Origin of the sequence: Evansella cellulosilytica DSM 2522 (assembly GCF_000177235.2) — a bacterium.
Taxonomy (GTDB): Bacteria; Bacillota; Bacilli; order Bacillales; family Salisediminibacteriaceae; genus Evansella; species Evansella cellulosilytica.
On record NC_014829.1, the window covers coordinates 1834463 to 1857253 of the forward strand.

23 protein-coding genes, 3 tRNA genes and 1 other RNA gene are annotated in these 22791 nt (G+C 35.0%); 20 read left to right on the top strand and 7 right to left on the bottom strand.

Going from position 1 to position 22791, the window contains the following annotated elements; all coding sequences use genetic code 11:
- Nucleotides 1-123 precede the first annotated feature (123 nt).
- Entirely contained in the window at nt 124-519 is a 396-nt protein-coding gene (locus BCELL_RS21575) for a hypothetical protein (RefSeq protein ID WP_013488239.1), read from the bottom strand.
- A gap of 91 nt (nt 520-610) precedes the next feature.
- On the opposite strand from BCELL_RS21575, the gene BCELL_RS08260 reads away from it, so the two are divergent.
- From BCELL_RS08260 to BCELL_RS08270, 3 genes are all read left to right on the top strand, one after another.
- Complete coding sequence (locus BCELL_RS08260; protein WP_013488240.1) at nt 611-1804, top strand: MFS transporter; 1194 nt, start codon at nt 611-613, stop codon at nt 1802-1804.
- 156 nt (nt 1805-1960) lie between these two features.
- Complete coding sequence (locus BCELL_RS08265; RefSeq protein ID WP_157184182.1) at nt 1961-2836, top strand: DUF1002 domain-containing protein; 876 nt, start codon at nt 1961-1963, stop codon at nt 2834-2836.
- Between the two features lie 275 nt (nt 2837-3111).
- Complete coding sequence (locus BCELL_RS08270; protein WP_013488242.1) at nt 3112-3741, top strand: NfeD family protein; 630 nt, start codon at nt 3112-3114, stop codon at nt 3739-3741.
- 74 nt (nt 3742-3815) lie between these two features.
- Here BCELL_RS08270 and BCELL_RS22490 read toward each other — a convergent pair whose 3' ends face one another.
- Entirely contained in the window at nt 3816-4037 is a 222-nt protein-coding gene (locus BCELL_RS22490; protein WP_013488243.1) for a helix-turn-helix domain-containing protein, read from the bottom strand.
- A gap of 179 nt (nt 4038-4216) precedes the next feature.
- Nucleotides 4217-4552 carry a helix-turn-helix domain-containing protein gene (locus BCELL_RS08280; protein WP_013488244.1) on the bottom strand — a complete coding sequence of 112 codons (336 nt, stop codon included), beginning with the start codon at nt 4550-4552 and terminating at the stop codon, nt 4217-4219.
- A 486-nt stretch (nt 4553-5038) separates the two neighbouring features.
- Between BCELL_RS08280 and BCELL_RS08285 the strand changes: the two genes are divergently transcribed.
- The 9 genes from BCELL_RS08285 (at nt 5039) to BCELL_RS08320 (ending at nt 12657) form a co-directional block, all read left to right on the top strand.
- Nucleotides 5039-6637, top strand: coding sequence for a Na/Pi cotransporter family protein (locus BCELL_RS08285; RefSeq protein WP_245547004.1), 1599 nt, complete (start codon nt 5039-5041; stop codon nt 6635-6637).
- Nucleotides 6638-6821: 184 nt separating this feature from the next.
- A tRNA-Met gene (locus BCELL_RS08290) sits at nt 6822-6898 on the top strand.
- A 182-nt stretch (nt 6899-7080) separates the two neighbouring features.
- Nucleotides 7081-7157 (top strand) — tRNA-Ile (locus BCELL_RS08295).
- An 11-nt stretch (nt 7158-7168) separates the two neighbouring features.
- A tRNA-Ser gene (locus tag BCELL_RS08300) sits at nt 7169-7261 on the top strand.
- A 212-nt stretch (nt 7262-7473) separates the two neighbouring features.
- A complete protein-coding gene (locus BCELL_RS08305) occupies nt 7474-7794 on the top strand; it encodes an iron-sulfur cluster biosynthesis family protein (protein ID WP_013488246.1) in 321 nt (106 codons plus the stop codon).
- Between the two features lie 228 nt (nt 7795-8022).
- Nucleotides 8023-8631: a superoxide dismutase gene (locus tag BCELL_RS08310; protein ID WP_013488248.1), complete on the top strand. Its 609-nt coding sequence runs from the start codon at nt 8023-8025 to the stop codon at nt 8629-8631.
- A gap of 326 nt (nt 8632-8957) precedes the next feature.
- Nucleotides 8958-10220, top strand: coding sequence for an MFS transporter (locus tag BCELL_RS08315; protein ID WP_013488249.1), 1263 nt, complete (start codon nt 8958-8960; stop codon nt 10218-10220).
- A gap of 78 nt (nt 10221-10298) precedes the next feature.
- Nucleotides 10299-10484: non-coding RNA, 6S RNA (gene ssrS / locus BCELL_RS22085), on the top strand.
- Between the two features lie 211 nt (nt 10485-10695).
- Nucleotides 10696-12657, top strand: coding sequence for a peptidoglycan D,D-transpeptidase FtsI family protein (locus BCELL_RS08320; RefSeq protein WP_245546972.1), 1962 nt, complete (start codon nt 10696-10698; stop codon nt 12655-12657).
- Nucleotides 12658-12716: 59 nt separating this feature from the next.
- Here the strand turns inward: BCELL_RS08320 and BCELL_RS08325 are convergent, their stop codons facing one another.
- Nucleotides 12717-13271: an endolytic transglycosylase MltG gene (locus BCELL_RS08325; protein WP_013488251.1), complete on the bottom strand. Its 555-nt coding sequence runs from the start codon at nt 13269-13271 to the stop codon at nt 12717-12719.
- A gap of 16 nt (nt 13272-13287) precedes the next feature.
- A complete protein-coding gene (locus tag BCELL_RS08330; protein WP_013488252.1) occupies nt 13288-13623 on the bottom strand; it encodes a hypothetical protein in 336 nt (111 codons plus the stop codon).
- Between the two features lie 416 nt (nt 13624-14039).
- Between BCELL_RS08330 and BCELL_RS08335 the strand changes: the two genes are divergently transcribed.
- The 7 genes from BCELL_RS08335 to BCELL_RS08360 all read left to right on the top strand — a co-directional run bounded on the left by BCELL_RS08335 (nt 14040) and on the right by BCELL_RS08360 (nt 19828).
- Nucleotides 14040-14636 (top strand): hypothetical protein, encoded by a 597-nt coding sequence (locus BCELL_RS08335; protein ID WP_013488253.1) that lies wholly within the window; start codon nt 14040-14042, stop codon nt 14634-14636.
- Between the two features lie 75 nt (nt 14637-14711).
- A complete protein-coding gene (gene rpmG, locus BCELL_RS08340) occupies nt 14712-14861 on the top strand; it encodes a 50S ribosomal protein L33 (RefSeq protein ID WP_013488254.1) in 150 nt (49 codons plus the stop codon).
- A gap of 253 nt (nt 14862-15114) precedes the next feature.
- Nucleotides 15115-15681, top strand: a complete 567-nt coding sequence (locus tag BCELL_RS08345; protein WP_013488255.1) for a 5-formyltetrahydrofolate cyclo-ligase — start codon at nt 15115-15117, stop codon at nt 15679-15681.
- A gap of 98 nt (nt 15682-15779) precedes the next feature.
- Complete coding sequence (locus BCELL_RS08350) at nt 15780-16736, top strand: L-lactate dehydrogenase (RefSeq protein WP_013488256.1); 957 nt, start codon at nt 15780-15782, stop codon at nt 16734-16736.
- A 286-nt stretch (nt 16737-17022) separates the two neighbouring features.
- Nucleotides 17023-17199, top strand: coding sequence for a hypothetical protein (locus tag BCELL_RS22360; RefSeq protein ID WP_013488257.1), 177 nt, complete (start codon nt 17023-17025; stop codon nt 17197-17199).
- Nucleotides 17200-17377: 178 nt separating this feature from the next.
- A complete protein-coding gene (locus BCELL_RS08355; RefSeq protein ID WP_049786631.1) occupies nt 17378-18220 on the top strand; it encodes an HAD family hydrolase in 843 nt (280 codons plus the stop codon).
- A 33-nt stretch (nt 18221-18253) separates the two neighbouring features.
- On the top strand, nt 18254-19828 hold the full coding sequence (locus BCELL_RS08360; RefSeq protein WP_013488259.1) for a rhomboid family intramembrane serine protease: 1575 nt from the start codon (nt 18254-18256) through the stop codon (nt 19826-19828).
- 1 nt (nt 19829) lies between these two features.
- Here BCELL_RS08360 and BCELL_RS08365 read toward each other — a convergent pair whose 3' ends face one another.
- Nucleotides 19830-20726 (bottom strand): hypothetical protein, encoded by an 897-nt coding sequence (locus BCELL_RS08365; protein WP_013488260.1) that lies wholly within the window; start codon nt 20724-20726, stop codon nt 19830-19832.
- A gap of 151 nt (nt 20727-20877) precedes the next feature.
- Between BCELL_RS08365 and BCELL_RS08370 the strand changes: the two genes are divergently transcribed.
- The gene (locus BCELL_RS08370; RefSeq protein WP_013488261.1) at nt 20878-22332 is read left to right on the top strand and encodes a spore germination protein; all 1455 of its coding nucleotides are present in this window, start codon (nt 20878-20880) and stop codon (nt 22330-22332) included.
- Nucleotides 22333-22392: 60 nt separating this feature from the next.
- Here BCELL_RS08370 and BCELL_RS08375 read toward each other — a convergent pair whose 3' ends face one another.
- On the bottom strand, nt 22393-22788 hold the full coding sequence (locus BCELL_RS08375; protein WP_013488262.1) for a YueI family protein: 396 nt from the start codon (nt 22786-22788) through the stop codon (nt 22393-22395).
- Between the last annotated feature and the right edge of the window lie 3 nt (nt 22789-22791).

Sequence of the window (22791 nt, forward strand, 5' to 3'; positions counted from 1 at the left end):
AGTATAAAACAACTTTTTTCAGTGCCTTTTATTTGTATTGCAGTCGCTCGCCTGATAGGAGAAACGTACTCTTATCAGCTTATTAACGATTGCGATGGCAACTTACAGTGCCCTTAAGATCCGTTATTCGTTAGTATTAGAGGAATAAATAGGGAAACGATAAGAATGACCTATAATGATTTCATGAGATAGGACACTTGGATTCAATGCTTCAAAGTCTTCTACTACTTTATTTGGAGCGTATATTAGTTCATCATTTAATTCCTTGACAATTCCATAAACAGTTTGTCCAGGACCCACGACAACTTCTTGAAACTGCAGACTAATGCTCCCTACTTGAGAGGATTCAGTCTCTTCGTTTTGTTCTTCTGTAATGTTGTCTATATCAGTATTGTGAGAACCTTCCTCTGCCATTCCATTATGTGGGGATGCTGCATGTGGGATAGTTCCTACATTCCAATCGTAATAAGCACTTATTGCGATTACGGCTATAATAATCAAACCAACTATTGGACGCATATCACTTTCTCCTTATTAAAGTCATTTTTATTATACATATGCTTGTCCACTTAAAATATGTCACGATTATGTCATTATAAGGGGTGAGAATATGTCTCATAAGGAAAAGGTATTCATGTACGTGCTTGGCTCTTTACCATTTGTTATGGTTGTGGGTAATTCGATGTTCCTGCCTATACTGCCTTCTTTAGAAGAAGCACTGTCTATATCATCGAGTGAAGCAGGTTTCATACTCACTGCTTTTTCAATTCCTGCTGCCCTCATCATCCCTTTTGTAGGATATTTGGCCGACCGGTTTGGGAAGAAAAATATTATATTATTATCTCTGCTTCTAGTAATGATAGGGAGTATTATTTCATCAATAGCTCCTATAATAAATGCTACGACAATTTCTTATTACTTATTGCTCATTGGAAGACTAATACAAGGGTTTGGTGCTGGAGGAACAACACCTCTAGCAATGAGTATTATTAGTGATTACTTCCAAGGAGAAAAGAGAAGTACCGCACTTGGGACTGTAGAAGTTTTTAATGGTATTGGAAAAATGGTAAGCCCATTTTTAGGTATTGCTGCGCTTGCGATCGTTTGGCATAGTACATTTTGGTTTTACTTCTTATTCTCATGTATTACTTTTGTATGCATATTTTATATTGTAAAAGAAGATACGGGCAACCGAAATATAAAACTAGCTAAATATGGGAAAGGTGTTTATAAGCTTGTAAAAAAGGAATACAAGTGGTTGATGCCAATTTACTTTTCTGGAAGTACTGTTTTATTTATATTATTTGGACTATTAGTATATTTAGCGTACGAAGCAGAAATAGTATATCAAGTTACAGGGGTGTATAAAGGGATACTGTTTTTAGTACCTTTAGGGACACTAACCGGTGCTTCCTATTCTTCAAGTCGTTTTATTGCTGGCCAGAAACGAAATGCTTATGTCATGATTGTGGCAGCTTTTTTCATTATGTTTGTAGGAATAATAATTGGAATATTGTCACATTCATTTACTATTTTAGTTCTTACTTTAATGTTTGTTTCTATAGGAACAGGGTTACTTTTACCATGCTGTAACTTTTTTGTTACTTCTAGCGTCTTTAATCATGAAAGGGGAACTGCTCTATCACTTTATGGAATGGTTCGTTTTTTAGGAGTTGCACTTGGACCGTATTTTTACAGTATGTGGATGTACGATGAGAGAGAGATGTTTATTTACACTTTTATCATTCTTTTATTCGGAGTTGTTTGGCTTTACGTAGGTTGGATAACTATTAATAAAAAGTAGCTTTTTTCTCTCAGTAATGGGAAAGATAGATCTTTAGTCCCTGTTCTAAAGATAATTTTTAGTGTTTTCTACTAATATAGACTGTTAAAAGATTGAAAGATACATTAAATGACTGATAACAGGGTGATAAATGAGATGATTGAAAGGGGATCCAAAATGAAAAATAAAGCAATGAAGGTAGTATTAGCCACATTATCAATATGGTTACTCATCTTTTCTATTTCGTTTGCAGATGCAATAGAAGGGGAAGTGATTGTAACACTAGGTGAAGATTTAAGCTCTGAACAAAGAGAAATGTTATTATCGGAAATGGGAGTAACCGAAGAAACCGTTGAAATTATTCCTGTTTCTAATGCTGAGGAGCACCATTATTTAGGGGAATATATAGCGAGTAATGTGATTGGTACAAGAGCACTTTCTTCATCTATGATTACATTGCTGCCAGAAGGTCAAGGAATTACAGTTGAAACAAATAGAATTACACAAATATCTGAAGGTATGTACGCAAATGCATTATTTACAGCCGGTGTGAAGGATGCAGATATATATGTAACAGCTCCATTTAATGTATCAGGGACTGGAGCACTAACAGGTCTTATAAAAGCATATGAGCTTACAACAGATGAAGTTATACCAGAAGAACAGAAACAAATTGCAAATGAAGAGCTAGCAAAAACGGCAGAATTAAGTGAAGACTATGGTGTTGAGCAGGCAACAGAGTTAATGACAAGAATAAAAGAAGCGATCGCACAAGAAAATGTCGAAACGGAAGAGGACCTACGTGAACTAATACAAAGAATTGCCAATGAATTAGGGATGACATTAACTGAGACTGAGCTTGAAGGATTAGTATCCTTATTCCATCGAATGAGAAATTTAAATATTGATTGGGATCAAGTGCAAAATCAAATTGGGAAGATACGTGATAACTTAAGTGATTTTTTAAGTAGTGATGAGGGACAAGGTTTTATAAGAGCCATTCTTGATTTTTTTGACTCTTTAATTGAATCGATTAAAGGATGGTTTAATTAACAAACCGTGATAGGGAAAACAAGACATGTAGTAAAAAACTAATAATAAATACTCGTGTCATCATATTTGAGGGAACTGAAAAGGTTGGTCTTTACCTTAGTCAGTTCCCTTACGTAATAAAGTTGGGAAATCAACACTAGCCTTAACAAAGCATTTGAGAAAACCTTTCTAAGCACACCAGAAAATATTTGAAACCTATTTCATTTATATTCGTACATACTTATGAGTAAATTTTTTGGTACAATATTCTATATAGAAAAAAGGGGGAAACAAAAATGGAAATATTAGATAATGCCTCCTTAGGCTTTTTAGTCGTTTTTATTGCAACACTATTTATTTTTGGAGAGCTTATGGTCCGTGCAAAAGGGTTATTCGGGATCCTAGGGGTTGCTATTATGGCTATGTATTTTTCATACCATCTAACGGCTGCGGATAGCCTATGGGTAGTTTTATTATATGCTATTGGGTTAATTCTCATTATTTTTGATGGGAAAGTGACAACAGATGGTACGATTGCATTAATAGGATTGTTGTTAATGGTACTAGGCCTTGCTTTACCAGCTCCAGGGATAGTATATGGTGTTCTTGTCGGTATGGCACTCATTATAGCTGCGCCAACCTCGTATTTATTTACAAAAGTATTTCCATCTCGAAATATGTGGTCAAAGATGACTTTAAAAGATAAATTAACAAGTGATCTTGGATACAATTCAATGAATGAGGAATATAAGGAACTTATTGGAAAGGTAGGCATAACAAAAACGCCATTTCGTCCTACAGGCACTGTAGAAATAGAGGGGAAGCTTTATAGTGCAACTACGGATAACCAGTGGGTAACGAGCGACCAAAAAGTGAGAGTTATTTCGGCCGATGGAACGAGAATTGTAATTGTTCAGGAAAATTAAATGAATGAACATAAGAGGTTGACTGAAAGGATGTATTTCTTTTGAGTCAACCTCTTTACACGCACAGCAGTAATTTAGTTTGTGTGGTGTCTTTTTTGTGGTTCATCTTGTGAAAGCATTGTAATGGGCAGATTAAGTGAATGAAAAATACGTTTAATCACCTCAATTGATGGATTTTTTTTCATTCCGCGTTCAATATAACTTAAGTATGACTTAGATACACCAGTCATTCTAGATAATTCTGAAAGTGAGATACCTCGTTCTTTCCTCTTTTTTCTTATAATTTCCCCAATCATAGCTAACCTCCTTTTTTTACACCTCATTTGCTCATTATAACGCACAAACAAGAAAAGATAAATGCTTATTTTACGAAAAAACAGAGGTGAAAGTATAACGGAAAGTGTTTTGTATTCTTTATAAAGAATGGTGATTGGATGAAAAAAGACGCTGTGAACATCACAGCATCTTAAAACCATTATTTTTGCTTCATTTTCCATTTATTAAATTCAAGGAAATCTCGGAACTCTTCTTTAGAAACCCCGGAATTCATCGCTTCTTGAACTAAGTTCACCCACTCTTTATCTATATCTTCATCTACTATAGATACGTTATCTACTTGATCCTTTAGAAGATAATCTATCGATAACCCTAAAACATTTGCAACTTTTTCAAGAAATTGGATAGATGGGTTTGTTTGTATATTTCTTTCAAGTGCACTTAAGTAAGATTTTGCAACGCCAGCTTTATCAGCTAATTCAGTCAAGGTCATACCAGCTTCTTTACGGTATCTTTTTACTCGCTCTCCAATCATTTGCCATTTCTCCTTTTTAATATGGACAATTTCTTATATATATTTTTGGTTTAGACAAAAACTTATTGATATATCATTTTAAATCTAAGTAATATATCAAATATAGCATATTTTTTTAATAAATTGAGGAAAACTATTGAAATAATCATTCGAATAGTCAAGACATTTATTACATTTATTTTTATCAATTCTATTATTGTCACAATATTTTCATAATTTTCTTCAGTAATTGTTTTAACGTAGTCAGTGACGCGTTACTAGCTTTTACTACATTTTATCCTATATTTCGACTAAAAAACAACCATTGGATTTTAATTCGAAAATGTGTATAGTGAATGTGGGTTTAAAATCTTAATAATTTCTTTACAATTCATTAACAATTAATTAATGTTGAACGATTAGTATGAGAAATGTGACGAAATTAGACGATAGAGAAAATGTAAGGGGATGACGTTGTTGGAGTTAGAATTAAGAGACCTTCTATTTATGTTCTTTGGCGGATTGGCGATATTCCTTTTTGGGATAAAGTATATGGGAGATGGCCTACAAAAAACAGCAGGGGACAAGCTTCGTGACATTTTAGATAAATTTACTAGTAATCCAATTATGGGGGTTTTAGCAGGTATCGTTGTTACGGTACTATTGCAAACTTCAACAGGGACAACAGTCCTTGCTATTGGCCTTGTTAATGCAGGGTTTATGACTCTAAGGCAGTCTATCGGTGTTATTATGGGAGCGAATATCGGTACAACGGTTACTGCATTCATTATCGGTCTTAAAATATCAGACTATGCTTTACCTATTATAGCAATTGGTACATTTTTAATTTTCTTCTTGAAAAATCGTAAAGCTAACAATATAGGACAAGTATTTTTTGGTTTTGGAGCATTATTTTATGGATTAAGCTTGATGGGAGAAGGGTTAAAGCCATTAAGGGATTTAGAGATATTTGCAGAATTAACAGTTTCCATGAGTGAAATTCCGCTCCTAGGTGTACTCATTGGAACTATTTTTACTGTAGCTGTTCAAAGCTCTTCGGCGTCAATCGGATTATTACAGCAGTTATATGAACAAGGTGCGATGACACTTGATGCAGCTTTACCAGTTTTATTTGGAGATAACATCGGTACAACAATTACTGCTGTTCTTGCAGCACTTGGTGCATCGATAGCAGCAAAAAGAGCAGCTATGACACATGTAATCTTTAATTTAATTGGTACAATTATAGTCCTTTTATTAATCCATCCATATATATCAATGATGTATTTTCTTCAGGAACGATTAAATCTTAATGAAGCCATGACAATTGCAGTAGCTCATGGTATATTCAACACGTCAAATGTATTAATACAATTACCATTTGTTGCGGTACTTGCATTTATTGTTACTAAGATCATTCCTGGTAATGAGACTGTAATTGAGTATAAAGCACAGCATTTAGATCCTGCATTAGTTCAACAATCATCTTCCATTGCTTTAGGGCAAGCTAAGAAAGAAACTTTAAGAATGGCGGAGTTGTCAGAACAGGGATTAGTTGCTGCATCTGATTTTGTTAAAACGAAGCAAAAGCGTCATGCTGAATTGACATACCAATTCGAGGATGCAATAAATAATTTAGACCGAAAGATTACAGATTATCTCATAAGAATTTCAGCAAATTCCCTTTCGACACAAGACTCAGCACAACACTCGATGTTGATGGACACTGTCCGTGATATTGAACGTGTTGGTGATCATATGGAAAATATTATTGAATTAGCTGAATACCAAGTTACAAATAAAGTGAAAGTTTCAGAACTTGCACTAGAAGATTTAAATGATATGTTTAATTTAACGATAGAGACATTAAAGCAAGCGATAAAGGCATTAGATACAAATGATATTTTAGAAGCAAGAGCTGTAATACTAAAGGAAGAAAAGATAGATAAAATGGAGCGACAGTTACGTAAAAAACATATTTTAAGATTAAATGAAGGTGCATGTGAAGCGTCAGCAGGTATCATTTTTGTTGACATGATTAGTAATTTAGAGCGTATTGGGGATCATGCAGTGAATATTGCAGAAGCTGTAATCGGAGAAGAATAAAGAATAAGGCAGTGTTAAAAGGGCTTTTAGCACTTTTTGACACTGCTATCTTGTAAAATTTTTTCCTTACGTCTATACTAAAAAAAGTTAAATAAAAAAAATAAAAAATATTTTAGAAAAACGTTGACTTATAGAATGTGGACATGCTATTATAGTCATTGTCGCTGATAAAAAACAAAGAGATGGCGGTGTAGCTCAGCTGGCTAGAGCGTACGGTTCATACCCGTGAGGTCGGGGGTTCGATCCCCTCCGCCGCTACCATAATAAGTACTGACATGATTAATTATTAACGGACCCTTAGCTCAGTTGGTTAGAGCAACGAGCGATGTCTTCATGAATAAGCATCGAGCTGCCCCGACGCATTAGCATTCTGATAGGCTAGAAGAGGAAGGGTATAGTAATATTAGTAACAATAATTTAATAATCTTATTAAATCTTATCATGGACCCTTAGCTCAGTTGGTTAGAGCAACCGGCTCATAACCGGTTGGTCGTAGGTTCGAGTCCTACAGGGTCCACCATCTAAAATTGCGGAGGAATACCCAAGTCCGGCTGAAGGGATCGGTCTTGAAAACCGACAGGGGTGTCAAAGCCCGCGGGGGTTCGAATCCCTCTTCCTCCGCCATATTACATAATTTGCGTGTATGTTTGTATTAAACAAGCATACACGTTTTTTGTGCTTTCATGATATTTGTTAGAGAAACCTAGTTGTGAAGGGAGAATGACTTTAAACATGTAATAGTAACAAGTTCTGTATCCAACTTAAGCGCATTATTTTCTTTCTTCATTCAATATTTGATACAATATGTGTAGACGGTATAAGGGAAGGTGCTAAACATGATAATTAAGTTAACATCTCGTGCAGTGGACCAATTAAAGCAGAAAATTAATTCAAATATGATTGCATTAAAATATGATTTTGATGGATGTGGTTGTGTTGTTAGTGGTGTAACACACCTAGAGGAAATTTCTCAAATTGAAGAAGGCTATGAAGTTGCATCCAATGAACAAAATGATTTCACAATTGTTTTTCAGAAGCAATATGAATGGGTGTATGATGAAATGATGACAATAGATTTCCTAGAAGAAGCGAATACTTTTTTATTAAAAAGTGATAATCAAATTTTTAATCCGAGAATGATGATCAAAAAAGTCTAAAGTTGCTTTGACACTTCGAGTTTTTGAATATAATCCAATATACTTCTATATAATATAAGATGGAGGTTTATTGTTTGAAACTTGAGGGGATATCTGATAATGTGAAAATTGAAAGTTATTCCTTTTTTCACTGTTGGAAAGGTGATAATATTTTTTGGGTATTATTAAGAGTTTTTAAAAGACTCTTAATGAATCATATCTACATATATTTTAAGGAGGAGATTAAAAATGGCTTTTACATTACCAGAACTACCATACGCTCATGATGCACTAACACCTCATATTGATGAGGAAACAATGAAAATTCACCACGGGAAGCACCATAACACATATGTGACTAAATTAAATGATGCATTAGAAGGGCACAGTGATCTACAAGGAAAAAGTTTAGAGGAACTATTAAGCAATTTAGACGCACTTCCTGAGAGTATACACGGTGCTGTTCGAAATAATGGTGGTGGTCATTTCAACCACACACTATTCTGGGAAATTATGTCTCCAAACGGTGGTGGAGAACCAACTGGAGAGTTAGCTGATGCAATTAATTCAGCTTTTGGAAGTTTTGATAAGTTTAAGGAAGAGTTTAAAAATGCAGCTTTAACTCGTTTCGGATCAGGATGGGCATGGTTAGTAGTAGACGGAGGAAAATTAACAGTTACAAGTACACCTAACCAAGACACTCCTATCATGGAAGGGAAAACAGCAATCCTTGGTGTTGACGTTTGGGAGCATGCTTATTACTTAAAATACCAAAATCTACGCCCTAACTATGTTGATGCATTTTTTAACGTAGTAAATTGGGAAGAAGTTGCAAAGCGTTTTAGTGCAGCTAAATAAGTCGAACCGACTTAAAGACCTATGAGGAAATTCCTCATAGGTCTTTATTTAAGTTAAGAAAACTTCGATTGGAATTTTTCCGCAAAGTGTAGCGAGAATAGCAGTGGGAACTGGACTAAGCTTGTTTTAGGCTTTTTTATTTTGAAAAGTAAAACAGTTTAGAAAAAAATCGGAGCTAAAGCGAACACACAACCTATATAAAATTAAATAGCCGCATTTTTGCATGACCTTACTCTTTGTATAAAAACATGAATTTTTTCGTTTGTCGAATAAGCTTTTTGTATAGAGGTACAATAAGCAGTGTCACGGCAAAAGGAGCGTCTGCTATGAAAAAGTTGGTACGAAAGATGATTGGTGATGTAGAGCCAAATAAGGACCTAAACCTTCTGCTTATAATTGGAGGGTTATACTCTCTCGGAATAGCATTATCGAATACATTTGTTAATGTGTACCTTTGGAAGCAGTCAGGGGAGTTTATGGATTTGGCCCTATATAACTTAGCGTCTGTAGTTATGCAACCGATTACCTTTATCATCGCTGGTCGATGGGCAAAAAAAGTAGATCGGGTTATTGTTTTGCGGTTAGGTGTTAGCTTTTTGTCTATATTTTATTTCACAGTTCTCTTTTTAGGTGAGAATGCTGGAAACTATTTATTGCTTTTAGGTGGAATGTTAGGGATTGGATTAGGCTTTTATTGGCTATCCTTTAATGTCCTTACTTTTGAAATTACAGAACCTGAAACGCGTGATTTCTTTAATGGTTTCTTAGGTATCCTTACTTCCTTTGCAGGAATGATCGGACCCATTAGTGCTGGCTTTTTAATTACGCATATGGATAGATTAATTGGGTATCGTGTTATCTTTGCAGTGTCATTAGGTTTATTCTTAACAGCGGTTGTATTGAGCCTCTTTCTCAATAGACGATCTGCAAAGGGGCAATATCAACTTTTGGATATTTTAAAAGTAAGGAAAAACAATCCACACTGGAAAAGAATTACACGAGCACAATACTTTCAGGGGTTGCGTGAAGGTAGCTTTATTTTTGTTATTGTTGTATGGATTTATGTTGCAACAGGCAGTGAACTCGCACTTGGAACGTATGGCTTAGTAGCTTCGTCAGTTTCGTTCATTAGCTATTATTTAGTAGGGCGCTTTATCAAACCCCAACAACGTAAGCATTCTATATTACTCGGTGGGATAATTTTATATTTGGCAATTTTTATTATTGCATTTGACCTCGATTTCACACGATTAATTATTTATGGTGTAACTATTTCTATTGCATACCCTATGTTGCTTGTTCCTTATGTATCACTCACATATGACGTGATTGGCACCGCTTGGAAAGCAGCAGAGATGAGAGTAGAGTATATCGTTGTAAGAGAACTATTCATTAATAGTGGACGCATCTCTTCTATTCTCGTACTCATGCTATTTATCCAGAGGTTCGGTGAAGAAAAAGGAATACCTGCAGCACTTTTGCTACTTGGACTTGGTCATGCTGTAATTTATTGGTGTGTTAGAAAAATTAACTTGCCGATGACAAAGGAAAAAGAATCTTATAGCGTTCAAAAAAGGGAAAAACATTAACTGAAAAAAGTGTGTTACAGTATCGAAACAATGTTGAATGTATACCGTATTGTGGTATAATGAATACAAGAAAATAACATCAGCCTGCGGTGTTGGTGAACTTCGAGTTTAATTCGAACCGAACACCAATTCACATCGGGAGCTTTACATTAAAGCACGTACAACATGCCTTAACTAAGGAAGTTGGAGATGCTTTTGCGAGCACCCACCTGCTTAAGGGCGGGTTCGTGATATCTGGAAGATAACCGCATCTGCGGGCATGCATTTTAGACACCATCTTTCAAAGAGGTGTCTATTCTCTTGCACATTTGAATCACTTTTAAAACTTATACTGGTGCATAAACAGTAAGAAAGGGAAAGCCGTATGACCACTAAAAATAAAAAAACAAAAAGCAATCATTTGCCAATACGTCTGAATATTTTATTTTTTCTTGTCTTTTTATTGTTTTCGGCTCTTATTTTGAGGCTAGGGGTCGTGCAAATTGTTCAAGGAGAGGAATTTCAAGAACAACTAGAACGTACGATAAACGTGAGTGTTCCGATAGATGCACCAAGAGGTTTGATGTATGATAGATATGGAAACATCCTTGTTGATAATGAACTCCAATTTACCGTTACGTATACTAATAGAAAAACACCACAGCTAGAAATGATAGAAACGGCTAGAAAATTAAATGAATTTGTTACTATTGAATCTAGAAGAACGGAACGAGATTTACGGGAATATTGGGCACTGCTTAACCATGATGAATATATAGAATTAATGTCCATAGAAGAGGAAAGTGAATTAGAATTATCAAATGCAGAAGCACACACGGCTCGTCTTGATAGAATTCCTGAGGAAGAGATTGATGCGCTTCAAGAAGATGAATATGAAATGCAAGTTTATTCTTTGTGGCGAGAATTTAATACTGGGTATAATGATTTACCACATAAAGTGGCACAAGGAATCACTTATGAGCAGGCTGCGTTAATTATGGAGAATTTAGAACACCTGCCTGGTGTAGATATCATTCGTGATGCTGAAAGAAAATATATATACGGCGATTCTCTCCGTAGAGTTTTTGGAAACGTTGGATCAATACAACGTGATAATATCGATTATTACCTTGCTAATGGTTATTTAAGAAATGAACAAGTTGGAACGAGCTATATTGAAGCACAGTATGAATCAGTCCTCCGAGGAAGAAATGGGCGTCTAGAAAACTTTATGGATCAGGATGGTAACTTCTTACGGAATCCTGAGGAACATGTTGGAAGTAGAGGAAATGATTTAGTATTAACGTTTGATATGGAATTACAACAACATGTTGAGAAAGCGATAAAGGATACAGTAGAGTCTGAACGATATTATTCACAGTTCGTTGGTGACCCTGATGCCTATGTTGTCATGATGGAGCCACATACTGGCGATATTTTAGCGATGGCAGGGTATAGAGATGAAGCAAATAGAAATGTGTTGACGACGTTTACTGGGAGCTTTGAAATGGGGTCGGCGATTAAAGGTGCAACAGTGCTTGCTGGCTTTGACTCAGGAGTATTTGCTCCAGGAGATCGTGTATGGGATAGAACGATGAACCTTTCTGGTGGAGGAACAATAAGCTCACATACAACTTTAGGGTCAGTAGATCATTTAACTGCCTTAGAGAGGTCCTCTAACATATATATGGTATATGTTGCTATGAGACTTATTGGCTATAGTCCTGGTGTTTCTTCAAGTTGGGGTAATTACTACCGTGGATATGATATATTGCGTGATTATTATGCACAATTTGGCTTAGGTGTTCCGACAGGTATTGATTTACCTAATGAATCAGCTGGTATTAATGGCGGGAACATTCCAGAGCCAGGTAGATTATTATATTTGTCTTTTGGACAATTTGATACGTACACACCGATGCAGTTAGCACAGTATGTTGCAACGATAGCAAACGACGGTTATCGTGTAGCCCCTAGAGTAGTAAAAGAAATTAGAGAACCTAGTAGAGATAGGAATGAATTAGGGCAAATATCACAGCAGGTGGAGCCAAAGATTTTAAATTCTTTAGATATGGACCCATGGTATATTGATGAAGTGAAAAAAGGGTTTCACCGAGTGACACACGGGAATCAAGGGACTGCTAGAAGCTTTTTTGCGGATAGACCGTACGATGCAGCTGGGAAAACAGGTACCGCTCAGGTCTTTGTAGATGGGAAACCAGCGAATAATCAAACGTTTGTAGCTTTTGCACCTTACGATAACCCAGAAGTTGCAATTGCAGTCGTTGTTCCAGGCATCAGTAACCAGGCAAGTGCTAGTGGTGCTGCTAATACAATTTCTCAAAAAGTGCTTGATGCGTATTTTGACTTAAAGGAAGAACGCCGTGGGCCATTGAATTGGGACGAAGACTTGTTAGAAGATGAAGAAGACGATGAAGATGAAGAAGAAAGTGAATAATGAAAGAAAAGGGAGACTCAAAAGGTTGATTTTTACCTGTTGAGTCTCCCTTTTTATAGTTATTGAACTAAGACATCGATAATGTCATCCCAAGACATTTCGCTAGAAACATCGTAGTCGCCCATTCTTAAATAACGGTCTTGTTCTAAATCCATGATATACGCTTCAAATGCTCTAGCATCTTCGATAATATTTAGTGACTCTAAACGCTCTGTAATATCTCTTGTAGACATTCCAGCTTCAACAGTCAGCGTTACTTCAATTATGCTAGAATCCTCTTCTTCAATAGCCTCTTCTTCGGTAGTCTCTTCTTCGATTTCAACTTCCTCAGTAGTCTCTTCTTCAACTATGTCTTGTTGATTGTTCTCCTGAAGCAGTAAAATTTCATTTTCAAGTGCTAACAATTGATCACGTAGTTCAGAGTATTCCTCGTTTGTTAGTACTGTAAAATCCTCTTGTTCAACTTGAGAAAGGGCATCTTCTATCGTTAAGGGCTCGTCTGATTCTATTTCTGCTTGTCCAGAAGCACCGGAAAAGAAATATACGGATGAGAATATAGAGGTAGCAGCAAAAACTCCAATAGCTGAGCCGCGTAATTGATGTTTTATAGACACGATTGTTTTCCCCTTCCTAATTTCGACTTGATAACAGTTCTTCTACTACCGCTTCTTCTTTATTAGTAATCATTGCTATATCCTCTACTGAATAGCCGTCTTCATACATAGTTAACACATCGTCCCTTGTAAGAGGACGATTACTATTAGCAGAATTACTTTCTAACGAAGGAAGCATTGTTTCTTCTTCAAGAACTTTCACTTTTTTCTTAATTTGATACATTTCCTGCATTAATTGAATTGATAGGTTCTCTAATTGCTTTTCAACTTCTTTTGATCGATCCTTTTGTGTAATCGATAAAATGAAAAGAAGAGTAGATAAAACAAATAAAATAATTATTGTTATTTCCATTACTTTTTCCTCCGTTTTTCAAATCTCTTTCTCATACATCATTAGTTATAACACAATTTCTTTTTCCTTCCTAGATGTCGTAAGTAGGAAATGTCAAAAAAGCACGGTTTCACGCGAGTTGTTCATAAAAAATACCAAGAATTACATAATTGTTTGTAGAATTGTTTTTAGTTATTCCTTTGTATATGGATTAATTAAAAAAATATAAAATTTTTTTAATTATTATAACAACGAAGGAGAGGGGCATGACATTTAATGACAAAAATACCTTCTTGTTGTAAAACGCATCTCTAGGTAAGATGGTGATACAAAGTTATTAAACTACTATTACTATTATAAAAAACATAAAATAGAACCTTTTTTATACATAAGCTATTTACTAAGTAGCTAAAAATTTATTTAGGAGGGAATGTTCAATGTCTGTATTGCCGAAGTTATCCATTGATTATAATAAAGAATACGCGATTAAAATGAGTGAAGAAATAATTATGCTAAATCCGACAGAATTCCAACATTTTAAGCAAGGAGAAAGTAATAATATATCATGGAAATGGATGCATCTACCTATGAAAACAGAGGGAAAGCAATTAAGTAAGATTGTTTTGCATAACAAATGTGACCTTCCATTACATGTTACAAACTTAATTCGCTTTGAAACGAATAGTAAGGCAGACATTCCACTCGTCTATTATTCTGTTTCAAAGTCTGCCATCATTCTTTATGATGGAAAAGATTATCGTTTATTTGGAAGTATTAGCGATCAAGGTAAATGTGGTAAGTTTAGTACGAGATTAATAAACATGGATAATTGGGCAAGAGGAACGACCTTACCTTTCCAGCCGTTGACTAAAGGAAGTAATGGATGGGGAATGGAATTTGACTTTATATTACCGAGTCATTCATCAACATTCTTTTATGAGTGGGAATTAAAAAGTGAACATTTATATGAAATTGAAGAGCTACATTCGCAATACCAGTTATTATTAGGTGAAAAAGTACACTCTAACAAATAAATCCTCTTGAACATCATGCTACTTTTTGATATTATTTTAAGGTATGAACTAGTTTAAAGTTTGGAGGGAAAAAGTATGCGCGTACAAGTAACTTTAGCTTGCACAGAAACTGGTGATCGTAACTACATCACTACTAAAAATAAACGTCAAAATCCTGACCGTATGGAGCTTAAAAAATATAGCCCAAGATTAGGCCGTCACACGTTACATCGTGAGACTAAATAATAAGGTATAAGTGACTTGAAGCTGTTTGCTTTGAGTCACTTTTTTTTTAAAAGGAAGAAAAGAGAGGTTGACTCAAAAGGTTGATTTTTTACCTTTTGAGTCAACCTCTTACTTTACTAGGGGGAATCCTGTTCCTTATCAGCTGCCATAGCTTAGGAACTTTCTTACAGAGTTTTTATACAATTTAATTAATTTTTTATATAATGTGTTAATATAAACTTGTAAAACATTGATATTAAGGTAGGTTTTGGTAGTGGAGAAAAGGGAATTAAGAACAAAGATATTAGACGAACTAGCTTCTCTTGATAGTAGCCAAGTAAAAAAGAGGACAAAACAAATACATAATCAATTATTTCATTTTTCTGAATGGACAAAAGCAAAAGTAATAGGTATTACTATTTCAGTAAAAAGTGAAATTGACACATTTCATATTATACAAAAGGCTTGGGAGCAGGGGAAAGTAGTGGTCGTTCCGAAGTGTATTCCTCAAAACAGGCAATTAATATTTTATAAAATTACTTCTTTTGATCAGCTGGAACAGTCTTTTTATGGACTTAAAGAACCGAACATACATGAAGTAGAAGAAATTGCGCCAAAAGAAATAGAACTTCTTTTAGTCCCAGGCTTGGTTTTTGATTATAGAGGGTACAGAGTAGGCTATGGGGGTGGCTATTACGACCGTTTTTTGTCTGTGAATTCTATTAAAACATGCTCTGTCTGTTTTGAACGACAACTTGTCAAATGTATTCCGAACGAACATCATGATAAACGTGTTAACTTCATAATTACCGAGGATAGAATTTTAAAATCATATAGATAACTTTAATGGAGAAAAATAATAATGACATTAGTTGTGTGAATGTTAATGAATATTATTTCTGGCACTGACAATTATTTTAATATGAAAGGTTGATGGATATGATTTACGAAAATAAGACTACGCGAGTCGTCGTTATTGGGACTGGTTTTGTTGGATCGAGTTATGCTTTTTCGTTAACAAATCAAAATATAACTGATGAGTTAGTATTAATTGACTTGAGCAAAGAGAAGGCTGAAGGGGATGCCATGGACCTTAATCATGGCATCCCATTCGGATCACCCATGAAAATCTGGGCTGGAGATTATTCGGATTGTAAAGATGCCGATATCGTAGTAATAACAGCAGGTGCAAACCAAAAGCCTGGTGAAACACGCCTCGATTTAATTGAGAAAAATGCAAAAATATTTAAAGGGATCGTTGGGGCAGTAATGGATAATGGGTTCAATGGAATATTTATTGTTGCTACAAACCCTGTAGATATACTATCTTATGCAACGTGGAAATTTTCAGGTCTTCCGATGGAAAGAGTAATAGGTTCAGGAACCATATTAGATACGGCACGTTTTAGGTTTTTATTAGGACAGTACTTAGATATTGATCCGAGAAATGTACATGGTTATATTATGGGGGAACACGGGGATACGGAGTTACCTGTATGGAGCCAAACAAGGATAGGGGTAGAACTTATTGATCATTATATTGAAAAGTATAAGCCTGATGCAAAAAATAGTGATTTAAATGATATTTTCATTAACGTTCGTGATGCAGCATATCATATCATCGAGCGAAAAGGAGCAACTCATTATGCGATAGCGATGGGGCTTAAAAGGTTAACGAAGGCAATTCTACGAAATGAAAGCTCCATTCTTACCGTCTCCACATTGTTGCGTGGTGAATATGGCCTAGACGATTTGTATATAGGTGTTCCTGCCATTGTCAATAAAGATGGTGTATCTCAAGTGGTAGAAATAAATTTAAATGCAGAAGAGGAACAAAAGCTGCGTCATTCTGCAGATGTTTTGAAGAAAGCAATGGAGCCATTGTCCAAGATCTAATTAAAGTTAATAACTAACAGAAGCCTCTGCAATGGCTACCTTGCCACGGTCCACTATAAGACACTTATAGTGGACTTTTGAGTGACTACGGGATTCTGTGCATTGCATTCAACTTGGTTTTTAATTTTGGATCGCGGACACTCACTTTTCAACACTAGAGCTTCGCGCCTTCCAACAAAAACAAAAAGTCACAACTAATCGTTTATTGTATATATTTATTTTTTTCTTAAGGATAAACAGGGCTCATTTAATCCACCCTATTTACTAGAGAAGGGAGGGAATGGCGATGCAACGAATGTTGTTAATGATCGGCATCTTCTTTGGTGTAATGAGCTTATTTAATAACAGATATCGTGTAATCAATGCATTTCTTTCAAAAAGATGGCTTAGACGCTTATCAGTAGCTTTAGTTATGCGTATACCAGCAGTAAGAGAAAAAATGATGTATCAAATGTTACGGTAGTAAACTATTTTTAAACAGTAAAATTAAATGTATATCCTTTAAAACGAGTTTACTTGTTATCGGTGTCCCAAAAGGCTTATATGCCATTTGGGACATTGTCTTTTATCTGTTTTGGGCGAGGCGAGAATATTCCTTCCTCAAGGAATCGTTATGATTTTAAGTGGGGAGGATGTTAAACGTGCATACTCTACAGTTTTTTTCATTAAGTATAGTATTAGTAAATGGATATTACTTTTTAAATAATACCTACAATTGGTATAATGAGGAAAGAGGTGTATTGGTGACTTGGAAGGCAGTATTTTTTGATCTAGATAATACTTTATATAGTCATGAAAAAGCATTTGAAGCTGCTATTGAATGGTGCTATAAAGTGTTCATTAGAAAGAAAGTAGTAGATCACGAATGCTCTTTTACTAAGTTCTTTAAGGTTTTTAAAAAGAACTGTGATATATTCTGGCCTTTATATGAACAAAAAAAGTTATCGAGAGTTGAATATAAGAGAGTAAGGTTTAATGAAACGATGAAATCATTACACCTTCCATTTGATGAAAAAGATGCAGATCTTTTTCATCAGGAGTACGAAGACGTAGTTGGAAGTTATAGTGAAGCGTACCCTGGATTATATGACTTATTTACTTTTTTAAACACTTGTAAGATAAAATATGGAATTATTACGAATGGAAACGTTAAAGTTCAAAATTCAAAAATGAATAAACTGAAATTAAGACGATGGATTCCAGAAAAATATATTTTTATTTCTGAGCAAATAGGGTTCCATAAACCTGATTATAGGTTATTCTCTTTTGTGAAAGAAAGCGTTAATATGAAAAATGAAGAATGCATTTATATCGGTGACTCTTGGTCACAGGATGTTGTAGGAGCGAAAAACGCTGGTTGGGATGCCATTTTTCTCAATACGAGAAACGAGGAAAGGAAGACCGATCATGAAGTCATAAAAGAACTATATACGTTACATGATGTGAAAAACTACTTCTTTCATTCGTATAAAGGTAGTTTTTAACAATTTTTTTAATGATGGGTAGAGGGTGACTCCATGAATTTATTAACTGTGCAACTGCGATTTTGGGAAATACTGCATCACCTTGTGAATAAAGAGGGGATGCGCGTCGTTCACATCAGTGAGAAGGGAGAGGAAGTTTGGCTAGAGGATGATAGAACAGAGCCATTTCAAATCATCCGAATAGGCTATAAAGACTTTGATTGGAGTAAAGAACTCAGGCATGATATAAGTGAAACTTACGATAAAGCAAAGACGATTAGGGGTCAATTAAAACTAAGATCGGCCAATGTAATAAATGTTGTATTATCACCTTATGCACCAGTTGATAGTTATGAACATTTAGTTGATCAAGCATTGCCACTTACGGCAGGTGGGAAACAGCAACAGCGAACGATATTATTGACATTACAAAATATGAATGAGAAATTATTTCCATTAGCTACAGAATGGAAGCTAAAGGAAACTCCTAGTTTTACTTTTGTTAATGAACTCATTGATATTGAAGGAGAAATTAGAGCTTTACGCTATGCTGTTATGCAAGCATCGGAAAACCAGGTAGAAAAGGACAGAAAAGTATTTTTTTATGGAAAACCAATAGTTACATTTATTCTTTTAGCTACTATTTTAATTATGTATGCCATCGTTGAGTACAATGGATCTTCTATGAGTACTGAAACATTGATTTCATTTGGTGCAAAGTTCAACCCGCTTATACTACAAGGGGAATGGTGGCGCTTTTTTAGTGCGATGTTCTTGCATATTGGATTTTTTCATTTAATGATGAATTCATTGGCCTTATTCTATTTAGGAAGTGCCGTAGAACGGATTTATGGAACAGGTAGGTTTTTAATCATTTATTTAATTGCTGGTTTAGTTGGGTCAATAGCTAGTTTTGCATTAAATGAACAAGTATCTGCTGGGGCAAGTGGCGCGATTTTTGGGTGTTTTGGAGCATTACTATATTTCGGAATTAAACATAAAAGATTATTTTTTCGAACAATGGGGATGAATGTCATTGTCATTCTTTCCATTAACTTAGCATTCGGTTTCATCGTGCCAATGATTGATAATGGTGCACATATCGGGGGATTAATTGGAGGTTTTGCTGCATCAGCAATTGTCAGCCTTCCAAGAAATAAAAATGTAAAAAGTCAAATAATTGCTATATTTGTAACAATAATAGCCTTCCTTTCATTACTTTCTTATGGCTATAACCAACCATTAACAACGCAATCGTATATTGTATACTACCAGATTGGACGCGAATATATAGAAGAAAATAATCTATTTGAAGCAAAACAGTATTTTGAAAAAATAGTTGAAGGAAATAAAGAAGAAGCCGAACCAATTTTGGATGAAACATATTTTTCTCTAGGATATCTTCATGCGCGACTAGGGGAAGTGGAGGAAGCGAAACATTATTTTCACCAGTTTTTAGAAAATGCCCCTCCAGGTTCCGATGAAGCACACTATAACTTATCATTACTTTATTATCAAGATGGGATATATGATTCAGCATATTTGCATATTTTGAAAGCTATTGAGTTAAAGCCAGATCAATCAAATTACTTAGAACTTCAAGAAGAGTTAGCAAATTTTATAGAATAAATTAATGTGATTCAATAAGCTGATATAATTGTTGTTTCGTGCCATCCGCAGTTTCAAATAATACCATTAAATGTCCACCACCCTTATGAAGGAGGACAAGTGGCAATGAGTTGCCGATAGGATCATATTCTTTATCATTAAAAGTGTTTATACCTAATACGTAATTTCTATATAAACCTTCCCAAAGTCTTCCAACGATCTCTGACGTTTCTTCCTTACTAAAAGAAGGGAGAACGTCATCGTTGTATTTCACTATCTCCGTAAAAGGAATTTCTTCATATTGTGATTTATCAATATTAAATTCTTTAATTAGTCCATCATAAATATACGATAATTGCTGATCAATGATGGAGTCCAGTAAATCTTTACTTCTAGATTCCATTGTAGTACTAGGCTTTTTAAAAGTCATTATCGGAGATAAAGGTGAGTCGATAATATAAAGAAGATCCGAAGTGATTATTCTTTTACTTTTTATTACCTCGTCCGAGTGATGTACCTCTGCATAATGTAGCGTTATCATCTCATGCTTCCCACTATCTTCCCCATAATATTGCTTGTCACCAATCACTTTATCTGCATTCATTTCAGAATGATTCATCAAATCGACTAAAACGCCATTTTCAAACAAAAGAGAGATATCTTGGCGTAAATACACTTGTTCATCTGTTAATGAATCGAATGACCACTCTAAAATATACTCATTCTCGTCCTTAAGCTCTAATAACTTAACATTCGAATTACTTTCTATGAACGTTAATTTATCGTCTTCTGGAAAATAAATAAGCGCCTCACTTAAATTAGTGGTAGTTTCACCAACGGGTAGAAGAATAAATAATAATGTAATTATTGCTAATATAAAAAATATCATTGTTTTACTTTTTTTTAATAGGCTTTTCATTTCTATTTCCTCCTGTATAAAGACAAGCTAACTAATATGTTATATATGTTTTGAATGAGACGTGTATGCAAAAAAAACAGAAGTAGTAAACTTTTATGCATTGTTTTCTATCGTTAAGCAAACAATGAAAAAGGAAGATGGGGGGATAAAAATGGACAGTATAAAACGGCCAGCTTCAAAAGATTTAAACACAAATGTATCATATCTTAAAGATCAACTGGCAGTAGACAAAAACTTCGACATTGTCTTTATTGAACTTGAATATTCTGGTATTTCAATGGCCTTATTTGCAATTGATGCATTTGCTAAGGATCAAGCTATTACACAAATACAAAGGGAATTCATTGCTATAAAAGATGAGGATAATACGGATGTAATTAATCTTTTAACAAAAACTAAAATTCCTTTTATAGAAATTGAAACAAATAATGATTTAGAAGAAGTCATTACTCAACTGTTATCTGGTCAAACGGTACTCGTTATTGAAGGTTATGATGACATCATTCTCATAGATACGAGGGAATACCCTGTCAGAGGCCCAGAAGAGCCTGATACAGAGAAGGTTATTCGAGGGTCAAAGGACGGTTTCGTAGAAACATTAGTTTTTAATGTAGGTTTGATGCGTAGACGCGTAAGGAACCGTACTTTACGTAATGAATACGTACGTATTGGTAGAAGATCCCATTCGGATATTTGTATTACATACATTGATGATATTGCTGACCATAGCTTAGTTGAACATATTAAAAGTAGTTTACAGAATATTGATACAGATGGATTGCCAATGGGTGACAAAACAATCGAGGAATATTTGTTTGGACAATATACGAATCCTTATCCACTTGTACGCTATACAGAGAGACCTGATGTAGCAGCGACGCATTTATTTGAAGGTCATGTTTTAGTGATGGTGGATGGTTCGCCAAGTGTTATTATTACGCCAACTACTTTTTGGAACCATCTCCAGCATGCAGAAGAATACCGTCAAAAACCAGCGATAGGAACTGCGCTTCGTCTTGTAAGGTTTGCTGCAGTTTGGGCATCTATTTTTCTTTTACCTCTTTGGTATTTATATGCCATGAATCAAGACTTACTTCCGTATGGTTTGTCATATTTAGGGACAGATGATCCAGGTGAGGTACCTTTACTAGCACAATTTCTCATTGCTGAAACGGGAATTGAGATGCTGAGGATGGCAGCCATTCATACACCGAATGCATTAGCCACAGCGTTAGGTTTAGTTGCAGCAATCCTTATTGGGGAAGTCGCTATGGAAGTTGGATTATTTACTCCTGAGGTAGTCCTATATTTAGCTGTTGCAGCTATTGGTACATTTGCGACACCGAGTTATGAGCTAAGCTTAGCAAATAGATTAATACGGGTAATATTCTTGATTTTTGTTGCGATTTTTCATGTGCCAGGCTATATGATTGGGACGCTTTGTTTGTTAATTCTTCTTACAACAATGAAAGCATACGATACTCCTTATTTATGGCCGTTTATCCCTTTCAATGCAAAAAGTTTGAGAGATGTATTATTTAGAGCGCCAATACCACTAAAAAAACGTAGACCAAGAGCAATTCATCCATTAGACCCAGACAAATAGAGGAGGGATGACTCAAAGATATCGACTTTATCTTTTGAGTCATCCCATTTACTTTTTTTATTACTCTGGCATATCGGTAAAAAATTCAGCATCTTTTATAAAAAAATCTTTATCACTATCAATGGCATGATTGGCAGCTAAGACAATACCAATTGGTGTATCATGACCGTCGTTAATAATGGTAAAAGCGACACCATGTTTATTGGCAGTTTGTACATAGTTAGAATATGAAGGATAATTTAAATAACCGTTTATGTATAGTTGTACATTTTTCTCTTTCTTCATAATTTCTTCTGCTTCTTTATATAAACCTCGCTTACGTACTTGAGTATTTGTAAGTGCTAAATAAATACGTTCAGAAATGGTACTTAAAAATAATTTACGCTCTTCTGGTAACAATTCTGGTGTTCCGTATATACCATGTTGGAGGATTTCCTCTAATTTTTTTTGACTCATTTT